This window comes from Pseudomonas sp. Pso3, from assembly GCF_055393275.1.
Genome location: NZ_AP043687.1, coordinates 4,425,001 through 4,446,134 on the forward strand (window position 1 = coordinate 4,425,001; position 21,134 = coordinate 4,446,134).

Genomic DNA, 21,134 nt, shown 5'->3' on the forward strand with positions numbered 1-21,134 from the left:
CTCGATCTCGTCCTTGTACAGCTTGGACTGGAATTCGTCGGGGGTCAGGATCATGACCACGTCGGCGGAGGCGACGGCGTCCTTGACCGGCTTGACGGTCAGGCCATGGGCTTCGGCCTTGGCCACGGTGGCCGAGCCACTGCGCAGACCGACGACGACGTCGACGCCGGAGTCCTTCAGGTTGCAGGCGTGGGCGTGGCCCTGGGAGCCGTAGCCGATGATGGCGACCTTCTTGCCCTGGATGATGGAAAGGTCACAGTCTTTGTCGTAGTAAACGCGCATTGCAGGTTCTCCTGGAAAAGGGGGTATCAGATGCTCAGGGCTTTGTCGCCACGGGAAATTCCGGTCACGCCGCTACGCACCACCTCGAGGATGGACGCGGCGCCGATCGCCTGGATGAAGCTGTCGATCTTCTCGCTGGTGCCCGCCAGCTGAATGGTATACACGCTGCTGCCGACATCGACGATCTGGCCGCGAAAGATATCGGTGGTGCGCTTGACCTCGGCGCGCTGGGCGCCGGTGGCCTTGACCTTGATCAGCAGGAGTTCGCGCTCGATGTGGGCACTCTCGGACAGGTTGACCAGTTTCACCACCTCGATGAGCTTGTTGAGGTTCTTGGTGATCTGCTCGACCGTCTCTTCCTGGCCGATGGTGGTCAGGGTCAGGCGCGACAGGGTCGGGTCCTCGGTCGCGGCGACCGTGAGGCTTTCGATGTTGTAGTTGCGCTGGGAAAACAGGCCGACCACGCGGGACAGGGCGCCGGGCTCGTTTTCCAGCAGCAGGGAGATGATGTGTCTCATGTTCAGGTCCGCTCCGTCTTGCTCAGCCACATGTCGCGCATCGCGCCATCCTTGATCTGCATCGGGTAGACGTGTTCGGTGTTGTCCACGGCGATGTCGAGGAAGACCAGGCGATTCTTCATGGCGAAGGCCTCGGCCATCATCGGCTTGAGGTCTTCCAGACGCTCGATGCGCATGCCGACGTGGCCATAGGCCTCGGCCAGCTTGACGAAGTCCGGCAGGGATTCCATGTAGGAGTGGGAGTAGCGGCTGCTGTACTGCATGTCCTGCCACTGGCGGACCATGCCCAGGGCACCATTGTTGAGGCAGACGATCTTCACCGGCAGGTCGTACTGCATGCAGGTGGAGAGCTCCTGGATGTTCATCTGCACGCTGCCTTCACCGGTGACGCAGGCGACGTCGGCGTCCGGGAAGTTGAGCTTGACGCCCATGGCCGCCGGGAAGCCGAAGCCCATGGTGCCGAGGCCGCCGGAGTTGATCCAGCGATTGGGCTTGTCGTAGCGGTAGTACTGGGCAGCGAACATCTGGTGCTGACCCACGTCGGAGGTGATGTAGGCATCGCCCGCGGTGACGTCGTACAGGGTCTCGATGACGGTCTGCGGCTTGATGATGCTGCCGTCGCCCTTGTCGTAGGGGAACATCTCGCGACCGCCGCGCCACTCCTCGATCTGCTTCCACCAGGCGGCCTGGTTTTCGGCACGGGGCTTCTCGCTCAGTTCGCGGACCACGGCGACCATCTCGGCGAGGACGCTGTCGACCGGACCGACGATGGGCACGTCGGCCTTGATGGTCTTGGAGATCGAGGCCGGGTCGATGTCGACGTGAATGATCTTGGCGTTCGGGCAGAAGCGCGTGGCACCGTTGATGACGCGGTCATCGAAGCGCGCACCCACGGCGAGGATGACGTCGCTGTGGTGCATGGCCAGGTTGGCCTGGTAGCTGCCGTGCATGCCGAGCATGCCGAGGAACTGGCGATCGCTGCCCGGGTAGGCGCCCAGACCCATCAGGGTATTGGTGACCGGCAGGTTGAGCAGGCGCGCCAGCTCGGTGAGGGCCGCGGAGGCACCGCCGAGGATGACGCCACCACCGGCATAGAGGATGGGGCGCTTGGCCGCCACCAGCATCTCGACGGCCTTGCGGATCTGCCCGGAATGACCGCGCTGCGCCGGATTGTAGGAGCGCAGCTTGATCTTCTTCGGATAGACGTATTCGTATTTCTTGGTCGGATCGCCCATGTCCTTGGGGATGTCGACCACCACCGGACCAGGACGCCCGGACTCGGCGAGGTAGAAGGCCTTCTTGAGGACTTCGGGGATCTCGGAGGGGTGCTTGATGATGAAGCTGTGCTTCACGATCGGCCGGGAGATGCCGACCATGTCGGTTTCCTGGAAGGCGTCGGTGCCCACCATGTTGCTCGGCACCTGGCCGGACAGGACCACCATGGGGATGGAGTCCATGTAGGCGGTGGCGATGCCGGTGATGGCATTGGTCGCGCCGGGGCCGGAGGTCACCAGGACCACGCCGGCCTTGCCGGTGGCGCGCGCATAGCCGTCGGCCATGTGGGTGGCGGCCTGCTCGTGACGAACCAGGATGTGGTTGAGCGCCGGTTCCTTGAACAGGGCGTCGTAGATGTGCAGCAGGGCACCGCCCGGGTACCCGTAGATGTGTTTCACGCCCTCGTCGCGCAAGAAGCGGACGACCATCTCAGCGCCAGTTAATAGCTCCACGTATCACCTCATTCCACGCATGGCGAGCGCCCATCGGTGGACGCTCAAGGTTCGGTTGACTGCAAGGCAGAGCATGGGCGACGGTGGTCACCGACGATTCAGCTGCCTAGAAAGCCTTGTTGGAAGATTCCGATGAATGCTGGAGCTTCCACCCGACGCGAGGTAACGCGGTGCAGGGTATTTGACTGTGGCGGCGCGGGTAGGCACCTCATGGTCTGCCGAGCAGTCAGCTTTGGGCCGACTCGCTACAGCGAACTTTGGATTGTTCGCATTCGACCCGTGCAAGTCAAGCCGAAAGGTGCAACCGGGCGCAATCGGTCGTCGGCGATCAGTCGTGATGAAAAGGTCGACGTCTCCTCTTATAGTGAAGTCCTGTCCTCTCCCCTTCCAGGATTCCCATGCGCTCGATCTTCTGGCTTTCCGCCCTGGCTTTCGCCTGCAGCCTGTCCGCCCAGGCCGCGCAGGTCTACAAGTGGACCGATGACAAGGGTGTCACCCACTTCAGTGCCCAGCCGCCCGAGGGCCAGAAGGCCAACGAGGTGGACGTGAAGACGGCGCCGCAGATCAATGGCAGTGGCACTGCACCCACCTACAAGATGCCCAACGGTGCCCAGCAGCCATCGGTGTCCAACGATGCCCAGCAGCAGGAACTGGATCGCCGGGTGAAGGCGCAGGTGCGCGAGGAGCAGAACAAGCTCAAGGAGCAGTGCGATCAGGCGCGCCAGAATCTGGCGCAGCTGCGCAACAATCCGCGCATCCTGGTGCAGTCCGGGCGGGGCGAGACGCGGCGGCTGAGCGAAGAGGAGCGTCAGCAGCGGCTGGCCGAGACCCAGCTGTCCATCGAGCAGAACTGCGGCAAGTAACTCAGGCGCTTTCGATGATGCGGTCGAATTCGGCCAGGGACGCGAGCAGGGGCAGGACCGGGTCGAGATTGCCTTGGTAGACCATCTCGGCCATCGGCCGGATGCCCGAGCGCGCCGGCAGGACCGCATCGCTCTCGATGATCAGCTTCATCCGCGGCACGAAGATCCATTGCAGCCACTGGGCGAAGCTCAGGGTATCGACGCAGAAGGGCTCCTGGCTGGCCAGGGCTTCGGCGCTGGGCGCCTGCGCCGACCACCAGCCGAGCAGGCGCAATTCACGCTCGATCTGCAGCAGCTGATCGGCCAGGGCGGGCAGGCGCTCGTCCATCAGGTACCCACCTGCGCCTTCTGCCGGGCCAGGGCGGCGCCGGAGGCATCGCCCTGGGCCTCGCGGGCCTGGGCGATCAGTTGCCAGAGACTGGCCTGCAGGGCCGGACGGCCATTGGCGTAGGTCAGGGCGCGCCGGGCCAGTTGCTCGCCCTGGGCCGGATCGTTCTGCGCCAGGCGCACCTGGGCCAGGCGATAGAGCACCTGGGGCTCGCGCGGGGCGATGCGCTGGGCGCGTTCCAGGCTCGAGGAGGCGCCGTTGAGATCGCCACCACTCTGTTGCTGCTGGGCGGTGGTCAACAGGGCCAGCACCGGACCGTCGAGTTGTTCGTCGGCAGCCAGGCCGCCACCACTGGAATTGCCGGTGGAGGGAATGCCGGTCGGCGCCGTACTGGCGGCCGCGGAGCCACTCGGGGTGGCGGGCGGATAGACCGGCTGCGAATAGCTCGGCTGCACCGGCGCCTGGGCAGGCGGTGCGCTGGGGCTGGACGAGGTGATCAGCGGCGCCGAGGCCGCCGGTGCGGCATAGGTTTCCAGGGGCGCGGAGCTACCGCCCGGCACCATGACGGTCACCCCGGAATCGGCCGGCGCGCTGGGCGCGGCGGACACGGGGGCCTGACGTTGCGCCGGAAGAGGCCTGTTGTTGCCCTGGCGATAGAGCTCGCCGTTGGACACCGGACCGCCGGAATCGACCACGGGGATGGCGCCACGCTGCGGCGCGGCGCAACCGGCGAGGAGAACACCGGCGATCATCACCGGCCAGACTGCTTTCGTCACCTTGGGACCTCTCAATTCAACCAACCCTTGACCCAATCCATGACCGGATTGCCGCCGTTGCCGTTGCCGCCGGCAGCGGGTGCGGCCGGCGCGCCACAGGAGGCGCCCGGTGGCGGCTCACTGCCGCGAATATAAGGCATCTGCACGGCGTTGGGACACGAGGGATCCGTGCCGCGCCCGGTGGTGGCATCGACCCAGGCCTGGGTGATGTTGTCCGGCACCGGCATGTCCAGGGAGACCGGATCGGCGCGACGCATGAAGTTGCTCCAGACCTGCAGGGCGCCGGTGGCACCGGTCAGGGGCGTCTTGCCGTTGTCGTCGCGACCCAGCCAGACCACCGCCAGCAGATCCTGGCTGAAGCCGGAGAACCAGCTGTCGCGGGAATCGTTGGTGGTGCCGGTCTTGCCCGCCAGGTTCACGCTGGTGGGGATCTGGTTGTAGACCGAGCGCCCGGTGCCTTCGCGCATGACGCGCTGCATGGCGTACTGCACCAGGTAGATGGCGCCGGTATCGAAGCGCTGCTCGATCTGGAAGGGATAGCGCTTGAGCGGCTCGCCATTGGCGTCGAGCACGCTGCGGATGCTGCGCAGCGGCGTGTTGAAGCCACCGTTGGCCAGCGTCTGGTACATGGTCGCCACTTCCATGGGCGTCAGGGCACCGGCGCCGAGCAGGGTCGCCGGATAGGGCGGCAGGGCGCGACTCACGCCCAGGCGCGCGACGGTCTTGAGCACCTCGGGGACCCCGAGATCCAGGCCCAGGCGCGCGGTGGACAAGTTGTAGGAATGCGCCAGCCCCTGATAGAGGAAGATGGTGCCGTGCGCCTTGTGCTCGTAGTTCTGCGGCCGCCAGACCTGGCCATCGGCGCCCTTCACCGAGAAGGGCTCATCCTGGATCAGGGTGGTCAGGGTGTACTTGCTGGGGCGCTCGAGGGCGGTGAGATAGACCGCCGGCTTGATCAGCGAGCCGACCTGGCGCACCGCGTCGAGGGCGCGGTTGTAGCCGGCGAAGCGTGGATCGCGGCCACCCAGCAGCGCCTGGACCTCACCGGTTTCCGGATTGGTCACCACCATGGCCGACTCGACGTTTTCCGCACCCTTGCGGCCGTCGATGCGCTTCATGGTCTCGCCCATGGCGGCTTCGGCCTTGGTCTGCAGGATGGGGTCGAAGCTGGTGAAGATGCGCAGCCCTTCTTCGGTGAGGTCTTCGTCGCGGTAGTCCTGCTTGAGCTGGCGCTTGACCAGGTCGACGAAGGCCGGGAAGGAACTGTTGGTCAGGCTGCCGGCCTTGGTGATGCCCAGCGGCCGAGCCTTGGCCGCTTCCGCCTCGGTGGCGCTGACCACGCCCTGCTCGGCCATGAGGTCGAGCACCAGGTTGCGGCGGGTCATGGCGCGCTCGGGATAACGGCGCGGGTTGTAGTAGGACGGGCCCTTCACCAGACCGACCAGCAGGGCGACCTGGTGCAGTTTCAGCTCGCTGAAGGGCTGGCCGAAGAAGTACTGGGCGGCCAGACCGAAGCCGTGGATGGCGCGCGAGCCGTCCTGACCGAGGAACACCTCGTTGAGGTAGGCCTCGAGGATCTCCTGCTTGCTGTAGTGCAGCTCCAGCAGCAGCGCCATCAGGGCTTCGGTGCCCTTGCGGGTGATGCTGCGCTCGTTGGTGAGGTAGAAGTTCTTGACCAGCTGCTGGGTCAGGGTGCTGCCACCCTGGCGCACCTGGCCGCTGGTGGCGTTGACCCAGACCGCCCGGGCGATGGACTTGGGCGAGACGCCGTGGTGATGCCAGAACTCGCGGTCCTCGACGGCCACCAGGCCATCGACCAGGTGCGGCGGCGCCTGGTCGAGCTTGATGAGGATGCGATCCTCGTTATGTGCCGGATAGATGCCGCCGATCATCAGCGGTTCCAGGCGGGCCACGGCCAGATTGCTGCCATCCAGGGCGCTGACGCCGGAGACGGTGCCGCCGGCGAAGCGCACGCGGATCGCCCGCGCCGGCTCGACGCCTTCGTAGAACTGGAAGCCGCGGGTGTTCAGCTCGACCGTGGAGGCGCCCACGGAGACGCTGCCGGGGCCGTCCACGGTTTTCTCGCGGCGATAGCCGAGGGCATCGAGTTCGGTGAGGAAGTCGTCACGGCTGAGCTTGACGCCATTGAACAATTCCAGCGGCCGGGCATAGACCTTGGCCGGAATGGTCCAGCGCTTGCCGGAGAATTTTTCCTGGACCACGGCATCCAGATAGATGCATAGGCCAGCCAGGGCTACCAGCGCGACCAGACCAAGCTTGACTGCCCAGCCGGACAGGCGGCGCCAGTCAAAGGTCTTGCGCTTGCGGGAACGAGAGGATCGGGGTCGCTTCATGGCGGCGCATTATACGCACTTGCCCGGTGGCCGACAGCGGCCTGCCAGCGCTTCGTCAGCTGGGGTTCAAGGACGCCCCTTCCCGGTGTCGCGGCTTGCGTGGACCGCCCTGGCAGCGATAATGCCGCCATCCATTCCCTACAAGGACCGCCCGTGAGCCAGCTCCTGATTTCCGCCCTGCAGAACCCGGCGCTCTATCCCCATCCCACCTCGGCGTTCCGGGTCATCGAAACCCATATTTCCTGGGTCGTGCTGACTGGCGAGGTCGCCTACAAGATCAAGAAGCCGGTGAATTTCGGTTTCCTCGACTTCACCGACCTGGAAGCCCGTGGCCACTTCTGCCGCGAGGAGCTGCGCCTCAACCAGCGCCTGACCCGCGATCTCTACCAGGACGTGGTGGCCATCACCGGCAGCGAAAGCGCTCCCGAGCTGGGCGGCAGCGGTCCGGTGATCGAATACGCCCTGCGCATGCGCGAATTCCCCCAGAGCCAGCTGCTCAGCGAGGTGCAGCAGCGCGGCGAGCTGACCGAGGCGCACATCGACGCCCTGGCTGCACAGATCGCCCGCTTCCACCTGGCCGCACCCCAGGTAGGGACCGAGCATCCGCTGTGCACCCCGGACGCTGCCATGGCGCCGGTGCGGCAGAATTTCGAGCAGATCCGCGCCATGCTCGGCGAAGCGGCCGATCTCCGGCAGCTCGACCAGCTGGAAGCCTGGGCCGAAGCCAGCTACGCGCGCCTGCTGCCGCTGTTCGAGGCGCGTTGCCGTGACGGCTTCATCCGCGAATGCCATGGCGACATCCACCTGGCCAACGCCACCCTGCTCGACGGCGAGGTGGTGCTGTTCGACTGCATCGAATTCAACGAGCCCTTCCGCCTGACCGACACCATGGGCGATGCCGGCTTCCTGGCCATGGACCTGGAAGATCGCGGCCTCAAGGCCCTGAGCAACAGATTCGTCAATGCCTACTTTGAGGCGACCGGCGACTACAGCGGCCTCGCCCTGCTCGACTTCTACAAGGCCTATCGCGCCATGGTGCGCGCCAAGATCGCCCTCTTCCGCCTCGGCCAGGCCGAGGAGCCGGCGCTGCGGGCCGAGATCCTTGCCAGCTATCGCAGCTACACGGCCCTGGCCGAAGGCTATACCCAGGTGCCCCAGCCCTTCGCGGCGGTGATGCACGGGGTGTCGGGGATCGGCAAGAGCACCGTGGCCCTGGCCCTGGTCGAGGCGCTCGGCGCCATTCGCCTGAGATCCGATGTCGAGCGCCAGCGCCTCTATGCCGACAGCGACGAGGCCACCCGCTACAGCGCCGCAGCCGGCGAAGCCACCTATGCGCGCCTGCACGAGATCGGCGCCCAGGTGCTGGCGGCCGGTTATCCGCTGGTGCTCGACGCCACCTACCTCAAGCAGGCCCAGCGCGCCGCGGCCCAGGCCCTGGCCGAAGCCCAGGCCGCCCCCCTGCTGATCATCGACTGCCAGGCGGACGACGAACTCATCGCCCGCTGGCTGCAGGAGCGCCAGGCCGAGGGGACCGATCCTTCCGAGGCCACCCTCGCGGTGGTGGCAGCCCAGCGCCAGGCCCAGGATCCGCTCGAACCCGCCGAGCAGGATCGGGCGCTGGTGGTGGAGCTGGGTCGCGCCGGACAGCTGGAGGCCCTGCCGGCTCGCCTGCTGCGTCGCCTGGGTCGCGCCCCGGCCTGACCACGACCTCCTGGGGGGCAGAACAAGCGTTCCGTCACAGCTCGTGGAGTTGTGGATTTACGGTCGCCGACGAGCGGCTTATCGTGCGACCCACGTCACAACCTCTGCGTAACAAGAAGGAATTGGCACCATGTACCTCATCGGCGATCAGCCTCCCTATGTCGATCAGTTGCGTCAGGCGCTGCAGGCCATTCCGGCGCGACTGGTCAGTGGTGTGGCGCCGAGTCGGCAGCCCCTGCAGCTGAGTCCCGCTGCCCTGCTGCAGGACTGGATGCGCAATGACGAGGTCTATCTGATCCAGCGTGGCCCGCTGCGGGTGGTCCTGGATCAGCGGGCGCTGTTCCAGCTCGGCGAGGGCGACCTGATCGGCCTGGGGCGCACTCTGGATCTGCCGACTCTCAACTACGAGAGCGAGGCCGACGTGCGGGTGCTGCCCTACGACCGCGAGACCTTTCTCGCGGCGGCCACCGCCACGCCGGTCCAGCGCGATGCCCTGCTGAGGTACATGCTGGGTCAACAATCGCTGCTGGCCCAGGCGCTGATCCGGCTCAAGCCGCCGGTCACCCAGCCGGCCACCGGCTTTCGTCGCTATGCCGCCGGCGAGGTCATCATCCGTCAGGGCGATTCCGCCGAGCATGTCTTCGTCATCACCGAAGGCCATGCCGAGGCCTGGGTCGATGGCTGCAAGGTCGGCGAGGTCTGCCAGGACGAGATCGTCGGCGCCCTGGCGGTGTTCACCCATACGCCTCGTACCGCCAGCGTCATCGCCAAGACCGTCTGCACCGTGCTGGTGATCCCCCAGGATCAGTTCGTTTCCCTGATGGAGACCACCCCGCGCATCGCCCACAGCCTGATCGAGAACATGGCGCGCCATATCGACACCCTGAACAAGGAGGTCACCCGCCTGCGCGGTGCCCCGGAGCGACCTGCCAGCGGTAATTAAGAAATATTCTCGAATACGCTTGACGATGGAATGAGAATTGTTATTATTCAACTCAGCCGGTCGCGAGACCGGTCGATAACTGAAGGTCCAGCAGTTGGTCTTTCGGGTTATCTCCTCATCAGGCTAATCACGGTTTTGGACCCGGCTCTGCCGGGTCTTTTTTTGTCTGGAATCCGGCGCTAGCGCCGATCCAGCACGACGGGCACGGCATCGGCCGGCCGCTCCTCCCCCAGGCCATAGGCCAGCTGCAGGTGTTGGGCAGCCCGCGCGGCGCTCTGGGCGTCGCCGGCATGGATCACCCCCAGGGGCCGGTGCGCGTCGACCCACTCGCCGGGCAGTGCCAGGCCGGCCAGACCCACCGCCGGATCCACTTCATCCTCCGGACGTTGCCGCCCGCCGCCCAGTTCGACCACCAGCAGACCGAGGGCGCGGGTATCCACCTGCCGCACCCAGCCCGGGCGGGCCGGATGGACGGCGCGCACCACCGGAGCCCGGGGCAGATGCTGCCAGGGCCGCTCGGTCAGGTCGGACGGCCCCCCCAGAGCCAGGTTCATCGCCGCGAAACGCGCCAGGGCGGCGCCGCTCTGCCAGGCCTCCAGCACTAGGCGCTCGGAGGTGGCGGCGTCCCTGGCCAGTCCGGCCAGTTGCAGCGTTTCCTCGGCCAGCGCCCGGATCACCTGCCACAGGCGCTCGCTGCGTACCTCGCCCGCCAGCAGGGCGATGGCCTCCTCCACTTCCAGGGCGTTGCCGGCGCTGCGCGCCAGGGGCTGGCCCATGTCGGTGACCAGGGCGCGGGTCCGGACCCCGGCGGCTTCGGCGACCTCGACGATGCTGTCGGCCAGGTGCAGAGCCGCGTCGCGCTCGGCCATGAAGGCGCCGCCGCCGGTCTTGACGTCCATGACCAGCACGTCCAGGCCGGCGGCCAGTTTCTTGGCCAGGATGGAGGCGGTGATCAGGTCCACCGATTCCACCGTGGCGGTGACATCGCGGATGGCATAGAGGCGGCGGTCGGCCGGGGCCAGATCGGCGTCCGGACCGACGATGGCGCAACCCACCTCGGCCACCACCTGGCGAAAGCGCGCCAGGCCAGGCCGGATGCGATAGCCAGGGATGCTCTCCAGCTTGTCGAGGGTGCCGCCGGTGTGGCCCAGGCCGCGCCCGGAGATCATCGGCACGTGGCAGCCACAGGCGGCGAGCAGCGGCGCCAGCACCAGGCTGGTGAGATCGCCCACGCCGCCGGTGGAATGCTTGTCCACCACCGGCCCGGGCAGCTCCCAGTGCAGCACCTGGCCGCTGTCGCGCATGGCCAGGGTCAGGGCGGTGCGCTCGGCGGCGGTCATGCCGCGCAGCAGGGTGGCCATGGCGAAGGCGGCGATCTGGCCTTCGCTAAGGCTGTCGTCGACGATGCCGCGGACCAGTCGCTGGAGATCCGCAGCCGTGAGTTCCAGGCCATCGCGCTTCTGGCGGATCACCTCCTGGGCAAGCCACATGGGCGGACTCCTTAGAAGTCGTCGAAGGCGCCGGGCAGCAGCTCGGCCAGGGTCCAGGTGCGGGTACGGCCGGGTTCGCTGCCGCTGCAGACGATGGTCGCGTCGGGCGCCATCAGCTCCAGCAGCACCTGGCGACAGGCACCACAGGGACTGATCAGGGGAACGCCCGGCGCATGGATGGCCATGGCGGTGAAGCTGCGCGGCGGCAGGCCCCGGCTGATGGCGGCGAACAGGGCGCTGCGCTCGGCGCAGTTGGTCAGGCCATAGGAGATGTTTTCCACGTTGCAGCCATGGATGACTTCGCCCTCGGCGGTCAGCAGGGCGGCGCCCACGGGAAATTCCGAATGCGGACAGTAGGCGCGCTCGGCCGCAGCGACCGCTTGCGGAAGCAGTGCGGCCAGGTGCGCAGGCAGGTTGGTGCTCATGACAGTCTCCAGATCAGAATTGATAACCCACCCCCGCATAGTAGCCCCAGCCGTTGGAGCGGCCCTCGAAATCGCCCTCGCCAAAGTTCAGCTCGGTGCCGTCGCGCCAGTTGCCGCCATTGTGGAAATGCCGCGCAGCGAACATGAAGCGCAGGTGGGTGAAGGCATAGAGCAGCACGTTGGTGGACACGGTGGCATTGGCCGTACGTCCCGGCTCGTCGCCCAGCTTCGAGCCGAAATCGAAGTTGGTGAAGCCGACATAGGTCAGGGAAGCGCCGTTGTCGAACTTGGCCAGCGGCCAGATGTACTTGAGCTGGGCCCGATAGCCGTCCCAGGAATTCTCGTTGGCGGCGCCATAGTTTTCCCACTGGCGGCGGCCGTAGAGGTTGGCGGACAGCAGCACCGGGGTATGGGTCTCGATATCGGTACCGAAGCCGGCGTAGAGGGTGTTCTGTCGACTGGCCCGGCTGCTGCCGTGGTCATAGATCCAGTCGAAGGCCAGGTACCACTCCTTGAACGGCCCGAAGGCCAGCGAGCGACCACTGAGCTGATCGATGGAGATACGCGGTTCGTGCTCCATGAACAGGGGCGAGCCGCGGTCCCAGACGCCGGAGTCATGGCTGTTGCCGATGCCCAGTACCCTGGGCACGTCGATGTAGCCATAGAGTTCGAAGGGCCCCTTGCGGCCGAAGTACTCGTACTCCAGATAGACGTCGTCCACGGGCTGCGGGCCGAAGCTGATGTCCTTGCTGCCGATCAGGGTCAGATCCTGGTTGTACCAGGACGACAGATAGGGCGAGCGACTGTCCGTCTGTTGCGCGGCGGGACTGGCGGTCTCGCCCTGGGCGCTGTCAGTGGCGACGGCGGGAGCGGCCAACAGCTGGGCGCTGCAGCAGAACAGGAGCGGTAGCGCGCCGAAGCGCACGCGACGGAGGCGGGAAAACGTCATGAGGAGGGTTCCTGAGCGAAAGCCTTGAGAAGCCGCGGACAACCCGTGGCGGCGAAGCAGGCGCACGCCACGGTCATCCGCTGTTACGTTTTGGCGCACCCAGGCCAGCGGTGCACCATAAAGTGGACCGGATGGTCCAATCGACATCGAGCTAGAGGCCGATGAAGAAGCCGGCCAGGGCCGCGCTCATCAGGTTGGCCAGGGTGCCGCCGAGCATGGCGCGCAGGCCCAGCTGAGCCAGTTCGTGACGCCGCTGGGGCGCGATGCCGCCCAGGCCGCCGAGCTGGATGGCGATGGAAGAGAGATTGGCGAAGCCGCAGAGGGCGAAGGTGACGATGACCTGGGTATGCGCCGAGAGCGGCTGGACGCCCGCCGCTGCCGACTTGACCGGGTCCAGATAGGTCGAGAGGTCGGCATAGGCGACGAATTCGTTGAGCACCAGCTTCTGACCGATGAAGCCACCGGCCTGTACCGCCTCGTTCCAGGGCACCCCGATAAGGAAGGCCACCGGCGCCAGCAGATAGCCCAGCACCAGCTGCATGCTCAGTTGCGGCACGCCGAACCAGGCGCCGCACCAGCCGAGGATGCCGTTGAGCAGGGCGATCAGGGCGATGAAGGCCAGCAGCATGGCACCGACCGCCAGGGCGATGCGCAGCCCGACCTGGGCGCCTTCGGCGGCTGCGTCTATGACGTTGGCCGGGCGCTCCTCCCCTTCCCCCAGGGTCTTCATGGCCTGGTCGCGCGGCTGTTCGGTCTCCGGCTCCATCAGCTTGGCCATCAGCAGTCCGCCCGGAGCGGCCATGAAGCTGGCGGCGATCAGGTACTTGAGTTCCACGCCCATGCCGGCGTAGCCCAGCAGCACCGAACCGGCCACCGCGGCGAAACCGCCAACCATGATGGCGAACAGCTCAGAGCGGGTGAGATCGGCGATGAAGGGCCGCACCACCAGCGGCATTTCCGACTGGCCGAGAAACAGGGTCGCGGTGACCGTGGTGGATTCCACCCGACTGGTGCCGAGCAGGGCGTGCAGCGCGCCGCCCACCAGGCGGATGATCCAGCCCATGATGCCCAGGTAGTAGAGCACCGCGATCAGGCTGCCGAAGAAGACGATCAGGGGCAGCACCCGCACGGCGAAGACGAAGCCACCGTTACCGAAGTACTCGAACATCTTCGGTCCGGCGAGACCGCCGAAGAGAAACTCGATGCCCTTGTCGGCATAGAGCTGCAGCGAAGAGACGGCGCCGGAGACGCTGCCAAGCACCTGCTGGCCCCAGGGAATGTAGAGGACGAACAGGCCGAGCCCCGCCTGCAACAGAAAGGCCGCGAGCACGGTACGCACGCGAATGGCGCGCCGCTGGCGGGAAAAGAGGATGGCGATGGCCACCAGCAACAGCATGCCCAACACAGAGATCATCAAGAGACTCCTGACAGGATCGCCCGATAGCGGCGATCGATGGGCGATATCCGTAAGCAAGGCGCCTGCCAGATCCTGTCCGGGCGATCAGCTTTTTGTGACTGCCTGGTCAGCGAGGCGCAGCGGTCGGTCCAGCTGCAGGCCCGCGGGCGAGAGCCGTGCCCCATAAGCCAGCACCTGCACACCCTGGCGACGGGCTTCGCCCAGGGCCAGGGCATAGGCGGCATCGATTTCCGCGGCCGGGCGTACCGCCTCGATGCCGTCGAGCAAGACGCAATAGAGCAGCACGGCCCGCTCACCGGCCGCGGCCAGGGCCGCCAGCTCGCGCAGATGACGGGCCCCACGGGTGGTCACGGCGTCGGGAAAGGCAGCGATCGCGGTGTCGGCAAAGCCCAGGGTGACGCTCTTGACCTCCAGGTACAGCGGCCCCGCGGGATACTCCAGGCGGAAATCGGCGCGACTGTTCTCCAGCCCGTACGCCACCTCCCGGCGCAGGGCGGTGAAGCCGGCCAGCTCGGGAATGCCACCGGCCAGCAAGGCCTCCTCCACCAGGCGATTGGCACGGGCGGTATTGATGCAGGCCAGCCGGCCGTGATCCGTCTCGACCAACTCCCAGGTGCCGGGCAGCTTGCGCTTGGGACCATTGGCGCGGCTGAACCAGACGCGGGCGCCCGCCGGCTGGCAGTGGAGCATGGAGCCGGTATTGGGGCAGTGCAGGGTCAGCACCTCGCCGCTGGCGGTCTCGATGTCGGCGAGAAATCGCTTGTAGCGGCGCAGCAGGCGACCCTCTTCCAAGGGCGGCTCGAATCTCACCGGGCGCTCCAGCGCTGCAATCCCTGGGCGATGCGGGCGACGGCCTCTTCCAGGCGCGGCAGCGACTGGGTGTAGGCGAAGCGCACATGGGTGTCGGCGCGGTGGCGCCCGAAATCCAGGCCGGGGGTGATGGCGACGTGCTCGGTCTCCAGCAGGAACTGGCAGAAGGCATAGGCGTCGCCGCCAAAGGCGGCGATGTCGGCATAGAGGTAGAAGGCGCCCTGGGGCTCGACGGCGATCTCAAAGCCCAGGTTGCGCAACGCCGGCAACAGGTAGTCGCGACGGCGGGCGAATTCGGCGCGACGCTCCTCGAAGATGGCCATGGCCTCGGGGGTGAAACAGGCCAGGGCCGCCTGCTGGGCCACGGTGGAGGCACTGATGTAGAGATTCTGCGCCAGCTTCTCCAGCTCCGGCACCGCGGCGCGCGGCGCCACCAGCCAGCCGAGGCGCCAGCCGGTCATGCCGAAATACTTGGAGAAGCTGTTGAGCACGAAGGCCGAGTCGTCCACCTCCAGCACGCTGGGGGCGTCCAGGCCGTAGGTCAGGCCGTGGTAGATCTCGTCCACCACCAGGTGACCACCGCGCGCCCTTAGGGCGGCCGACAGCCCGGCGAGTTCGTCGCGATCCAGCAGGGTGCCGGTCGGATTGGCCGGCGAGGCCACCAGGGCGCCGACGCTGTCCGCCTGCCAGTGCCGCGCGACCAGCTCGGGGGTGAGCTGGTAGCGGGTCTCGGCGCCGACCGGGATCAGCTGGGCCGCGCCTTCCACCAGGCGCAGGAAGTGTCTATTGCAGGGATAGCCGGGATCGGCCAGCAACCAGTGACGCCCGGGATCCACCAGCAGGGCGCTGGCCAGCAGCAGGGCACCCGAACCGCCGGGGGTGATCAGCACCCGTTCCGGATCCAGGTCGACGCCGTAGCGCTCGCCATAGAAGGCGGCGATGGCGCGGCGCAACTCCGGCAGGCCGCGGGCCGCGGTGTAGCGGGTCTGACCGGCCGCCAGCGCGGCCTGGCCGGCCGCGACCACCGGGGCGGCGGTGGTGAAATCGGGCTCGCCGATCTCCAGGTGGATGACGTCATGCCCGGCGGCCTGGAGCTGGTTGGCGCGCTCCAGCAGGGCCATCACATGGAAGGGCTCGATGGCCTGGCTGCGCGCGCTGTAGGAATTGGACATGGAGGGGGTCCGAACTTGTGGCGAAGGCGGGATTCTAACCAAGGCTTCGCAGACCGGCATCCGCCGCGTCGGCAAGGAGCGGGAGGCCAGTAGTAGCGCCCCCTGGAAGCTTCTGGTAAGTTCGCCGGCTTGCATCCGCAGGGCGACTGGCCAGTCGAGAACATATTCAGCCTGGCGTCGGCATTGCGCGGGACGCCATCGGCAGCCACAGACCCCGGGCGTTCCAACATGGAGAGGCCTGGAAACGCATCCAGCCTGTGGACAGGATCAGCGAAAGTGAGAGGGTCAATCATGCCCAGCGAAGCAAATCAGCAGAACAATCATCTGGCCCGTGGCTACGAACCCTACCAGCCTGCCAAGGGTGAGGAATACATGAGTGAGCGCATGCGCGCCCACTTCACCGGCATTCTGAACAAGTGGAAGCAGGAACTGCGCGAAGAAGTCGATCGCACCGTGCACCACATGAAGGAAGAAGCGGCCAACTTCGCCGACCCGGCCGACCGCGCGACCCAGGAAGAGGAATTCAGCCTGGAACTGCGTGCCCGCGACCGCGAGCGCAAGCTGATTAAGAAGATCGACGAGACGCTGCAGCTGATCGAAGACAACGAATACGGCTGGTGCGACTCCTGCGGCGTGGAAATCGGTATCCGTCGCCTGGAAGCCCGTCCGACCGCCAGCCTGTGCATCGACTGCAAGACCCTGGCCGAGATCCGCGAGAAGCAGACCGGGACCTGAGTCCTGCTGCCTCACCGACGAGGGCGCTACGGCGCCCTTTGTTCTTTCCAGACTTCGGATTTTCCGGCATTCACAGGATGAGCTATGTCCAGGCGCCCCTATGTCGGCCGTTTCGCCCCCACGCCCAGCGGCTATCTGCACTTCGGCTCGCTGGTTGCCGCCCTCGCCTCCTACCTGGATGCCCGCGCCGCGGGCGGGCAGTGGCTGGTGCGCATGGAAGACCTGGACCCCCCGCGCGAGGTCCCCGGCGCCCAGGCGGCCATCCTCACCACTCTGGAGGCCTACGGCTTCGAATGGGACGGCCCGGTGCTGCGCCAGAGCGAGCGCCTGGACGCCTACCGCGCGGTCATCGCGCAGTGGCTGGCCAGCGGCCTGGCCTATGCCTGCGACTGCTCGCGCAAGCAGCTCGAAGGCAGTGGCGGCCTCTACCCCGGATACTGCCGCAATCGCGGCCTGCCGGCGACGGACGCCGCCATCCGCATCCGTGTCCCTGAGCTGGACTACCGCTTCGTCGACCGGGTGCAGGGCGAGTTCCGCCAGCACCTGGGCCGCGAGGTGGGCGACTTCGTCATCCAGCGCCGCGACGGCCTGATCGCCTACCAGTTGGCGGTGGTGATGGACGATGCCCTGCAGGGCATGACCGACGTGGTGCGGGGCGCCGACCTGCTGGACTCGACGCCCCGCCAGCTCTATCTGCAGGAATTGCTCGGTCATCCGGCGCCGCGCTATCTGCACGTGCCGCTGCTGATCCAGCCCGATGGCCACAAGCTGGGCAAGAGCTACCGCTCGCCGCCATTGCCACCCGAGCAGGCCGGCGCCCTGCTGGTGCGCGCCCTGCGCACCCTGGGCCAGCCGACGCATGCGGAGCTGGCCCGGGAAACCCCGGCCAGGGTGCTGGCCTGGGGCGTCGCCCACTGGGATGCCGCGCTGATCCCGCGGGTGCCGCACCTGGCCGAAGCCCGGCTGCCGGACTAGTAGTTGGGCCAGAGGCCGGGCGTGGCCAGTTCCAGCAGATGTCCGTCCGGATCGCGGAAATACAGGCTGATCGCGCCACGCGGCCAGCGGGTGCGTTCTTCGATGGCGACCCCGGCAGCCACCAGCTGTGCGGCCCAGGCTTCCAGTTCATCCGCTGCGACGGCCAGGGCCAGGTGCTGAAAGCCCTGGGCGCCATGGGGCGGAATGCAGCCGCCCGGCAGCCTGACGGGCTGTTCGGTAGTGCCCCGCTGGAACAGCAACAGGACGCTGGCGCCCACCGCATAGGCGGCCAGGCGCTCGTCGGCGAACATCGGCGTGAGCCCCAGCAGCTCTTCATAGAAGCGCCGGGCCCGGGGCAGATCGGCGACATAGAGCGCGGTTTCCAGCACGGCGGCGAGACGGGGCCTGGTCATCGACGAACTCCGGCGGGGAAAGAAGCCTTCACGGTAGAGGCCTCCCTCTCCGGGGTACAGCGCTTTTGCATTACCATGGCGCCATCGCCGTTCGGGAACCGCGCATGTACATCTACCGGCTGGTCCTGCTCCTCGTGGTAGGCATCTATCTGTTCTCCCCCGCCATCATGGATTGGTGGATCGCTCCCAGCGGCGCCTGGTATCGCCCCTACCTGCTGTGGCTCATCCTCATCGTGGTGACCTTTATCCTGCAGAGCCAGCGCGATGCCGACGAGCTTTAGTCTGTCCCAACTGGTGCTGATCAGCGCCGGTTACCTGCTGATCTTCTTTGGCGTCGCCTGGATGACCGAGAAGGGCTGGGTGCCGCGCCGGCTGGTGCGCCATCCGCTGATCTACACCCTGTCGCTGGGCGTCTACGCCAGCGCCTGGGCCTTCTATGGCACCGTGGGCCTGGCCTACGACTACGGATACGGCTTTCTCGCCTACTACCTGGGCCTGTGCGGCGCCTTCCTGCTGGCGCCGGTGCTGCTCTATCCCATCCTGCGCCTGACCCGTGCCTACCAGCTGGCGTCCCTGGCCGATCTTTTCGCCTTCCGTTTCCGCAGCACCTGGGCCGGCGCCCTCACCAGCCTGGGCATGCTGATCGCCGTGCTGCCGCTGCTGGCGCTGCAGATCCAGGCGGTGGCCACCAGCACCGGCATCCTGGTGCAGGCCCGCGCCCAGGACGCCCCGGCGCTGGGCTTCTGCCTGCTGATCACCCTGTTCGCCATGCTCTTCGGCGCACGCCAGATCAATTCCAAGGAGCGCCATGAAGGCCTGGTGGTGGCCATCGCCTTCGAGTCCCTGGTCAAGTTGCTGGCCCTGGGCATCGTCGGCGGCGTCACCCTCTATACCGTGTTCGGCGGACCCAACGGCCTGGAGACCTGGCTGCAGCAGAACCAGAGCGCCCTCTCCACCCTGCACACCCCGCTGCAGGAAGGTCCCTGGCGGATCCTGCTGCTGGTGTTCTTTGCCGCGGCCATCGTCACCCCGCACATGTACCACATGGCCTTCACCGAGAATCTCAGTCCCCAGGCGCTGGTCAGTGCCAGCTGGGGCCTGCCGCTGTTCCTGCTGCTGATCAGCCTGGCGGTGCCGCCGATTCTCTGGGGTGGCCTGGCGCTGGGTTCGCCGACGCCGCCGGAGTACTTCACCCTGGGCGTGGGCCTGGCGCTGGACAATCCGCTGCTGGCGCTGGTGGCCTTCGTCGGCGGGCTGTCGGCGGCCAGCGGCCTGATCATCGTGGTGACCATGGCGCTGTCGGGCATGCTGCTCAACCACATCGTGCTGCCGCTCTACCAGCCGCCCACCGACGGCAACATCTATCGCTGGCTGCGCATGACCCGGCGCATGCTGATCGCCGCCATCATCCTCGGCAGCTATGGCTTCTATCGCCTGCTGCAGGGCCATGGCGATCTCTCCAGCCTGGGCATCGTCTCCTTTGTCGCCACCGTGCAATTCCTGCCCGGCGCGCTGTCGGTGCTCTACTGGCAGACGGCCAATCGCAAGGGCTTCATCGCCGGCCTGCTGTGCGGCCTGGGCCTGTGGTTCCTGAGCATGCTCATGCCGCTGGTGGCCGACATCAATCCGCTGCACATCGGCGTCTTCAGCTATCGCATCAGCGCCAGCAACTGGCACCTCGCCGCCGTGGCCTCGCTGACCGTCAACGTGCTGGTGTTCGCCCTGGTCTCGCTCTTCACCGAGGCCAGCGAAGAAGAGAAGAGCGCCGCCGAGGCCTGCGCCGTGGACAACGTCCGCCGTCCGCAGCGCCGCGAACTGGCGGCCAGCTCGCCCCAGGACTTCGCCGCCCAGCTGGCCAAGCCGCTGGGCGCCAAGACCGCGCAGAAGGAAGTCGAGCGCGCCCTGGCCGATCTGCTGCTGCCCTATGACGAACGCCGCCCCTATGCCCTGCGCCGGTTGCGCGATCGCATCGAGGCCAACCTCTCCGGCCTGATGGGTCCGCGGGTCGCCCAGGACATCGTCGAGACCTTTCTGCCGTTCAAGGCGGAAAGCGAGGCCTATGCCACCGAAGACATCCACTTCATCGAGAATCGCCTGGAAGACTACCAGTCGCGCCTGACCGGCCTGGCCGCCGAGCTGGACGCCCTGCGCCGCTATCACCGCCAGACCCTGCAGGAGTTGCCCATGGGCGTCTGCTCCCTGGCGCGTGACCGCGAGATCCTCATGTGGAACCGCGCCATGGAAGAACTCACCGGCATCGACGGCGCCCGGGTGGTGGGTTCGCGCCTGAGCGCCTTGCCCGATCCCTGGCAGGACCTGTTCGAGCGCTTTCTCGCCGAACCGGCGCAACAGCACCTCTACAAGCAGCGGCTGCCCCAGGAACACGAGCAGCGCTGGCTCAACCTGCACAAGGCGACCATCGACGAACCCTTGGCGGTGGGCAGCAACGGCACGGTGCTGGTGGTGGAAGACATCAGCGAGACCCAGCTGCTGGAAGACCGCCTGATCCACTCCGAGCGCCTGGCCTCCATCGGCCGGCTGGCCGCGGGCGTCGCCCACGAGATCGGCAATCCGGTCACCGGCATCGCCTGCCTGGCGCAGAACCTGCGCGAGGAGCGCGAGGCGGACGAAGAGATCGACGAGATCAGCAGCCAGATCGTCGAGCAGACCCGGCGCATCACCCGCATCGTCCAGTCGCTGATGAGTTTCGCCCATGCCGGCGGTCGCCAGCAGGCCCACGAACCGGTGTGCGTGGCCGAGGCGGCCCAGGAGGCCATCGCCCTGCTCTCCCTCAACCGCCAGAGCGTGGACGTCGACTTCTTCAATCTCTGCGATCCCGAACACCTGGTGCAGGGCGATCCCCAGCGGCTGGTGCAGGTGATGATCAACCTGCTGTCCAACGCCCGGGACGCCTCGCCACCCGGTGCGCCGATCCGGGTGCGCAGCGAGGCCCAGGGCCAGACCGTGACCCTGAGCGTCGAGGACGAGGGCAGCGGCATTCCCAAGGCCATCGTCAGCCGGCTGTTCGAACCCTTCTTCACCACCAAGGATCCGGGCAAGGGGACGGGGCTTGGCTTGGCGCTGGTCTATTCCATCGTAGAAGAGCATTATGGTCAGATAATGATCGATAGTCCTACCGACCCCGTGACCGGCCAGGGCACCCGCATCCGGGTACTGCTGCCGCGCTATCTCGGGTTGCCGGAGGCGCCGTGACGGACCCATCCGCCTGCTGGATGGATCTGCTAAAGCATTCGGA

The 21,134-nt window shown here is 66.9% G+C and carries 20 protein-coding genes (1 of these 20 running past the window's edge); 7 read left to right on the top strand and 13 right to left on the bottom strand.

Annotated features, from left to right (window positions below; translation table 11 throughout):
* The 3 genes in view from ilvC to ACZ5R1_RS20785 are tightly spaced (at most 26 nt apart) and all read right to left on the bottom strand, a layout consistent with a single transcriptional unit that may run on beyond the window.
* Positions 1-282, bottom strand: partial view of a ketol-acid reductoisomerase gene (gene ilvC, locus ACZ5R1_RS20775; RefSeq protein ID WP_007159689.1) — the start only. Its footprint begins 735 nt before the window's first position; 282 of the gene's 1,017 nt are visible here — the first part of the coding sequence; the start codon lies at positions 280-282; its stop codon lies off the left edge, out of view.
* Positions 283-308: 26 nt separating this feature from the next.
* The gene (ilvN, locus tag ACZ5R1_RS20780) at positions 309-800 is read right to left on the bottom strand and encodes an acetolactate synthase small subunit (protein ID WP_007159690.1); all 492 of its coding nucleotides are present in this window, start codon (positions 798-800) and stop codon (positions 309-311) included.
* A gap of 2 nt (positions 801-802) precedes the next feature.
* Complete coding sequence (locus ACZ5R1_RS20785; protein ID WP_027597553.1) at positions 803-2,527, bottom strand: acetolactate synthase 3 large subunit; 1,725 nt, start codon at positions 2,525-2,527, stop codon at positions 803-805.
* A 398-nt stretch (positions 2,528-2,925) separates the two neighbouring features.
* On the opposite strand from ACZ5R1_RS20785, the gene ACZ5R1_RS20790 reads away from it, so the two are divergent.
* Positions 2,926-3,390 carry a DUF4124 domain-containing protein gene (locus ACZ5R1_RS20790; RefSeq protein ID WP_007159692.1) on the top strand — a complete coding sequence of 155 codons (465 nt, stop codon included), beginning with the start codon at positions 2,926-2,928 and terminating at the stop codon, positions 3,388-3,390.
* 1 nt (position 3,391) lies between these two features.
* On the opposite strand, the gene ACZ5R1_RS20795 is transcribed toward ACZ5R1_RS20790, so the two are convergent.
* The 3 genes from ACZ5R1_RS20795 to mrcB are packed head-to-tail and all read right to left on the bottom strand — an operon-like array spanning position 3,392 to position 6,848.
* The gene (locus ACZ5R1_RS20795; protein WP_007159693.1) at positions 3,392-3,718 is read right to left on the bottom strand and encodes a YqcC family protein; all 327 of its coding nucleotides are present in this window, start codon (positions 3,716-3,718) and stop codon (positions 3,392-3,394) included.
* Positions 3,718-4,470, bottom strand: a complete 753-nt coding sequence (locus ACZ5R1_RS20800; protein WP_044342214.1) for a hypothetical protein — start codon at positions 4,468-4,470, stop codon at positions 3,718-3,720. Before ACZ5R1_RS20800 ends, ACZ5R1_RS20795 begins: the two co-directional genes overlap by 1 nt.
* Positions 4,471-4,505: 35 nt before the next feature.
* Positions 4,506-6,848 (bottom strand): penicillin-binding protein 1B, encoded by a 2,343-nt coding sequence (mrcB, locus tag ACZ5R1_RS20805; RefSeq protein ID WP_027600755.1) that lies wholly within the window; start codon positions 6,846-6,848, stop codon positions 4,506-4,508.
* 153 nt (positions 6,849-7,001) lie between these two features.
* Between mrcB and ACZ5R1_RS20810 the strand changes: the two genes are divergently transcribed.
* Together ACZ5R1_RS20810 and ACZ5R1_RS20815 are read left to right on the top strand one after the other, a co-directional pair.
* Positions 7,002-8,549 (top strand): bifunctional aminoglycoside phosphotransferase/ATP-binding protein, encoded by a 1,548-nt coding sequence (locus ACZ5R1_RS20810; RefSeq protein WP_027600754.1) that lies wholly within the window; start codon positions 7,002-7,004, stop codon positions 8,547-8,549.
* Positions 8,550-8,679: 130 nt separating this feature from the next.
* Positions 8,680-9,492 carry a cyclic nucleotide-binding domain-containing protein gene (locus ACZ5R1_RS20815; RefSeq protein WP_278896830.1) on the top strand — a complete coding sequence of 271 codons (813 nt, stop codon included), beginning with the start codon at positions 8,680-8,682 and terminating at the stop codon, positions 9,490-9,492.
* Positions 9,493-9,671: 179 nt separating this feature from the next.
* On the opposite strand, the gene deoA is transcribed toward ACZ5R1_RS20815, so the two are convergent.
* The 6 genes from deoA to ACZ5R1_RS20845 all read right to left on the bottom strand — a co-directional run bounded on the left by deoA (position 9,672) and on the right by ACZ5R1_RS20845 (position 15,755).
* Positions 9,672-10,982 carry a thymidine phosphorylase gene (deoA, locus tag ACZ5R1_RS20820; protein WP_464712657.1) on the bottom strand — a complete coding sequence of 437 codons (1,311 nt, stop codon included), beginning with the start codon at positions 10,980-10,982 and terminating at the stop codon, positions 9,672-9,674.
* Between the two features lie 11 nt (positions 10,983-10,993).
* Positions 10,994-11,407, bottom strand: coding sequence for a cytidine deaminase (locus tag ACZ5R1_RS20825; RefSeq protein WP_007159699.1), 414 nt, complete (start codon positions 11,405-11,407; stop codon positions 10,994-10,996).
* Between the two features lie 13 nt (positions 11,408-11,420).
* The gene (locus ACZ5R1_RS20830; protein ID WP_042138292.1) at positions 11,421-12,356 is read right to left on the bottom strand and encodes a nucleoside-specific channel-forming protein Tsx; all 936 of its coding nucleotides are present in this window, start codon (positions 12,354-12,356) and stop codon (positions 11,421-11,423) included.
* A 151-nt stretch (positions 12,357-12,507) separates the two neighbouring features.
* A complete protein-coding gene (locus tag ACZ5R1_RS20835) occupies positions 12,508-13,770 on the bottom strand; it encodes a NupC/NupG family nucleoside CNT transporter (RefSeq protein WP_007159701.1) in 1,263 nt (420 codons plus the stop codon).
* 87 nt (positions 13,771-13,857) lie between these two features.
* Entirely contained in the window at positions 13,858-14,583 is a 726-nt protein-coding gene (sfsA, locus tag ACZ5R1_RS20840; protein WP_042138294.1) for a DNA/RNA nuclease SfsA, read from the bottom strand.
* Entirely contained in the window at positions 14,580-15,755 is a 1,176-nt protein-coding gene (locus ACZ5R1_RS20845) for a pyridoxal phosphate-dependent aminotransferase (RefSeq protein ID WP_042138296.1), read from the bottom strand. Before ACZ5R1_RS20845 ends, sfsA begins: the two co-directional genes overlap by 4 nt.
* Positions 15,756-16,046: 291 nt before the next feature.
* On the opposite strand from ACZ5R1_RS20845, the gene dksA reads away from it, so the two are divergent.
* Positions 16,047-16,490 carry an RNA polymerase-binding protein DksA gene (gene dksA / locus ACZ5R1_RS20850; protein ID WP_007159704.1) on the top strand — a complete coding sequence of 148 codons (444 nt, stop codon included), beginning with the start codon at positions 16,047-16,049 and terminating at the stop codon, positions 16,488-16,490.
* 84 nt (positions 16,491-16,574) lie between these two features.
* Positions 16,575-17,465: a tRNA glutamyl-Q(34) synthetase GluQRS gene (gene gluQRS / locus ACZ5R1_RS20855; protein WP_115946397.1), complete on the top strand. Its 891-nt coding sequence runs from the start codon at positions 16,575-16,577 to the stop codon at positions 17,463-17,465.
* Here gluQRS and ACZ5R1_RS20860 read toward each other — a convergent pair.
* Positions 17,462-17,878, bottom strand: coding sequence for a VOC family protein (locus ACZ5R1_RS20860; protein ID WP_058792016.1), 417 nt, complete (start codon positions 17,876-17,878; stop codon positions 17,462-17,464). The two genes, gluQRS and ACZ5R1_RS20860, sit on opposite strands and share 4 nt — an antisense overlap.
* A gap of 104 nt (positions 17,879-17,982) precedes the next feature.
* Between ACZ5R1_RS20860 and ACZ5R1_RS20865 the strand changes: the two genes are divergently transcribed.
* Positions 17,983-18,159: a hypothetical protein gene (locus ACZ5R1_RS20865; RefSeq protein ID WP_007159707.1), complete on the top strand. Its 177-nt coding sequence runs from the start codon at positions 17,983-17,985 to the stop codon at positions 18,157-18,159.
* The gene (locus ACZ5R1_RS20870) at positions 18,143-21,091 is read left to right on the top strand and encodes a sensor histidine kinase (RefSeq protein WP_464712658.1); all 2,949 of its coding nucleotides are present in this window, start codon (positions 18,143-18,145) and stop codon (positions 21,089-21,091) included. Before ACZ5R1_RS20865 ends, ACZ5R1_RS20870 begins: the two co-directional genes overlap by 17 nt.
* The last annotated feature ends 43 nt before the right edge of the window (positions 21,092-21,134 follow it).

What these genes read in the sequence shown, in the direction of transcription:
- gluQRS (WP_115946397.1), top strand. Translation starts at nt 16,575, where the DNA reads ATGTCCAGGCGCCCCTATGTCGGCCGTTTCGCCCCCACGCCCAGCGGC.
- mrcB (WP_027600755.1), bottom strand. Translation starts at nt 6,848, where the DNA reads ATGAAGCGACCCCGATCCTCTCGTTCCCGCAAGCGCAAGACCTTTGAC.
- ACZ5R1_RS20795 (WP_007159693.1), bottom strand. Translation starts at nt 3,718, where the DNA reads ATGGACGAGCGCCTGCCCGCCCTGGCCGATCAGCTGCTGCAGATCGAG.
- ACZ5R1_RS20790 (WP_007159692.1), top strand. Translation starts at nt 2,926, where the DNA reads ATGCGCTCGATCTTCTGGCTTTCCGCCCTGGCTTTCGCCTGCAGCCTG.
- ACZ5R1_RS20800 (WP_044342214.1), bottom strand. Translation starts at nt 4,470, where the DNA reads ATGATCGCCGGTGTTCTCCTCGCCGGTTGCGCCGCGCCGCAGCGTGGC.
- ACZ5R1_RS20825 (WP_007159699.1), bottom strand. Translation starts at nt 11,407, where the DNA reads ATGAGCACCAACCTGCCTGCGCACCTGGCCGCACTGCTTCCGCAAGCG.
- ACZ5R1_RS20815 (WP_278896830.1), top strand. Translation starts at nt 8,680, where the DNA reads ATGTACCTCATCGGCGATCAGCCTCCCTATGTCGATCAGTTGCGTCAG.
- ACZ5R1_RS20870 (WP_464712658.1), top strand. Translation starts at nt 18,143, where the DNA reads ATGCCGACGAGCTTTAGTCTGTCCCAACTGGTGCTGATCAGCGCCGGT.
- deoA (WP_464712657.1), bottom strand. Translation starts at nt 10,982, where the DNA reads ATGTGGCTTGCCCAGGAGGTGATCCGCCAGAAGCGCGATGGCCTGGAA.
- ACZ5R1_RS20865 (WP_007159707.1), top strand. Translation starts at nt 17,983, where the DNA reads ATGTACATCTACCGGCTGGTCCTGCTCCTCGTGGTAGGCATCTATCTG.
- ACZ5R1_RS20835 (WP_007159701.1), bottom strand. Translation starts at nt 13,770, where the DNA reads ATGATCTCTGTGTTGGGCATGCTGTTGCTGGTGGCCATCGCCATCCTC.
- ACZ5R1_RS20845 (WP_042138296.1), bottom strand. Translation starts at nt 15,755, where the DNA reads ATGTCCAATTCCTACAGCGCGCGCAGCCAGGCCATCGAGCCCTTCCAT.
- dksA (WP_007159704.1), top strand. Translation starts at nt 16,047, where the DNA reads ATGCCCAGCGAAGCAAATCAGCAGAACAATCATCTGGCCCGTGGCTAC.
- ilvN (WP_007159690.1), bottom strand. Translation starts at nt 800, where the DNA reads ATGAGACACATCATCTCCCTGCTGCTGGAAAACGAGCCCGGCGCCCTG.
- ACZ5R1_RS20860 (WP_058792016.1), bottom strand. Translation starts at nt 17,878, where the DNA reads ATGACCAGGCCCCGTCTCGCCGCCGTGCTGGAAACCGCGCTCTATGTC.
- ACZ5R1_RS20830 (WP_042138292.1), bottom strand. Translation starts at nt 12,356, where the DNA reads ATGACGTTTTCCCGCCTCCGTCGCGTGCGCTTCGGCGCGCTACCGCTC.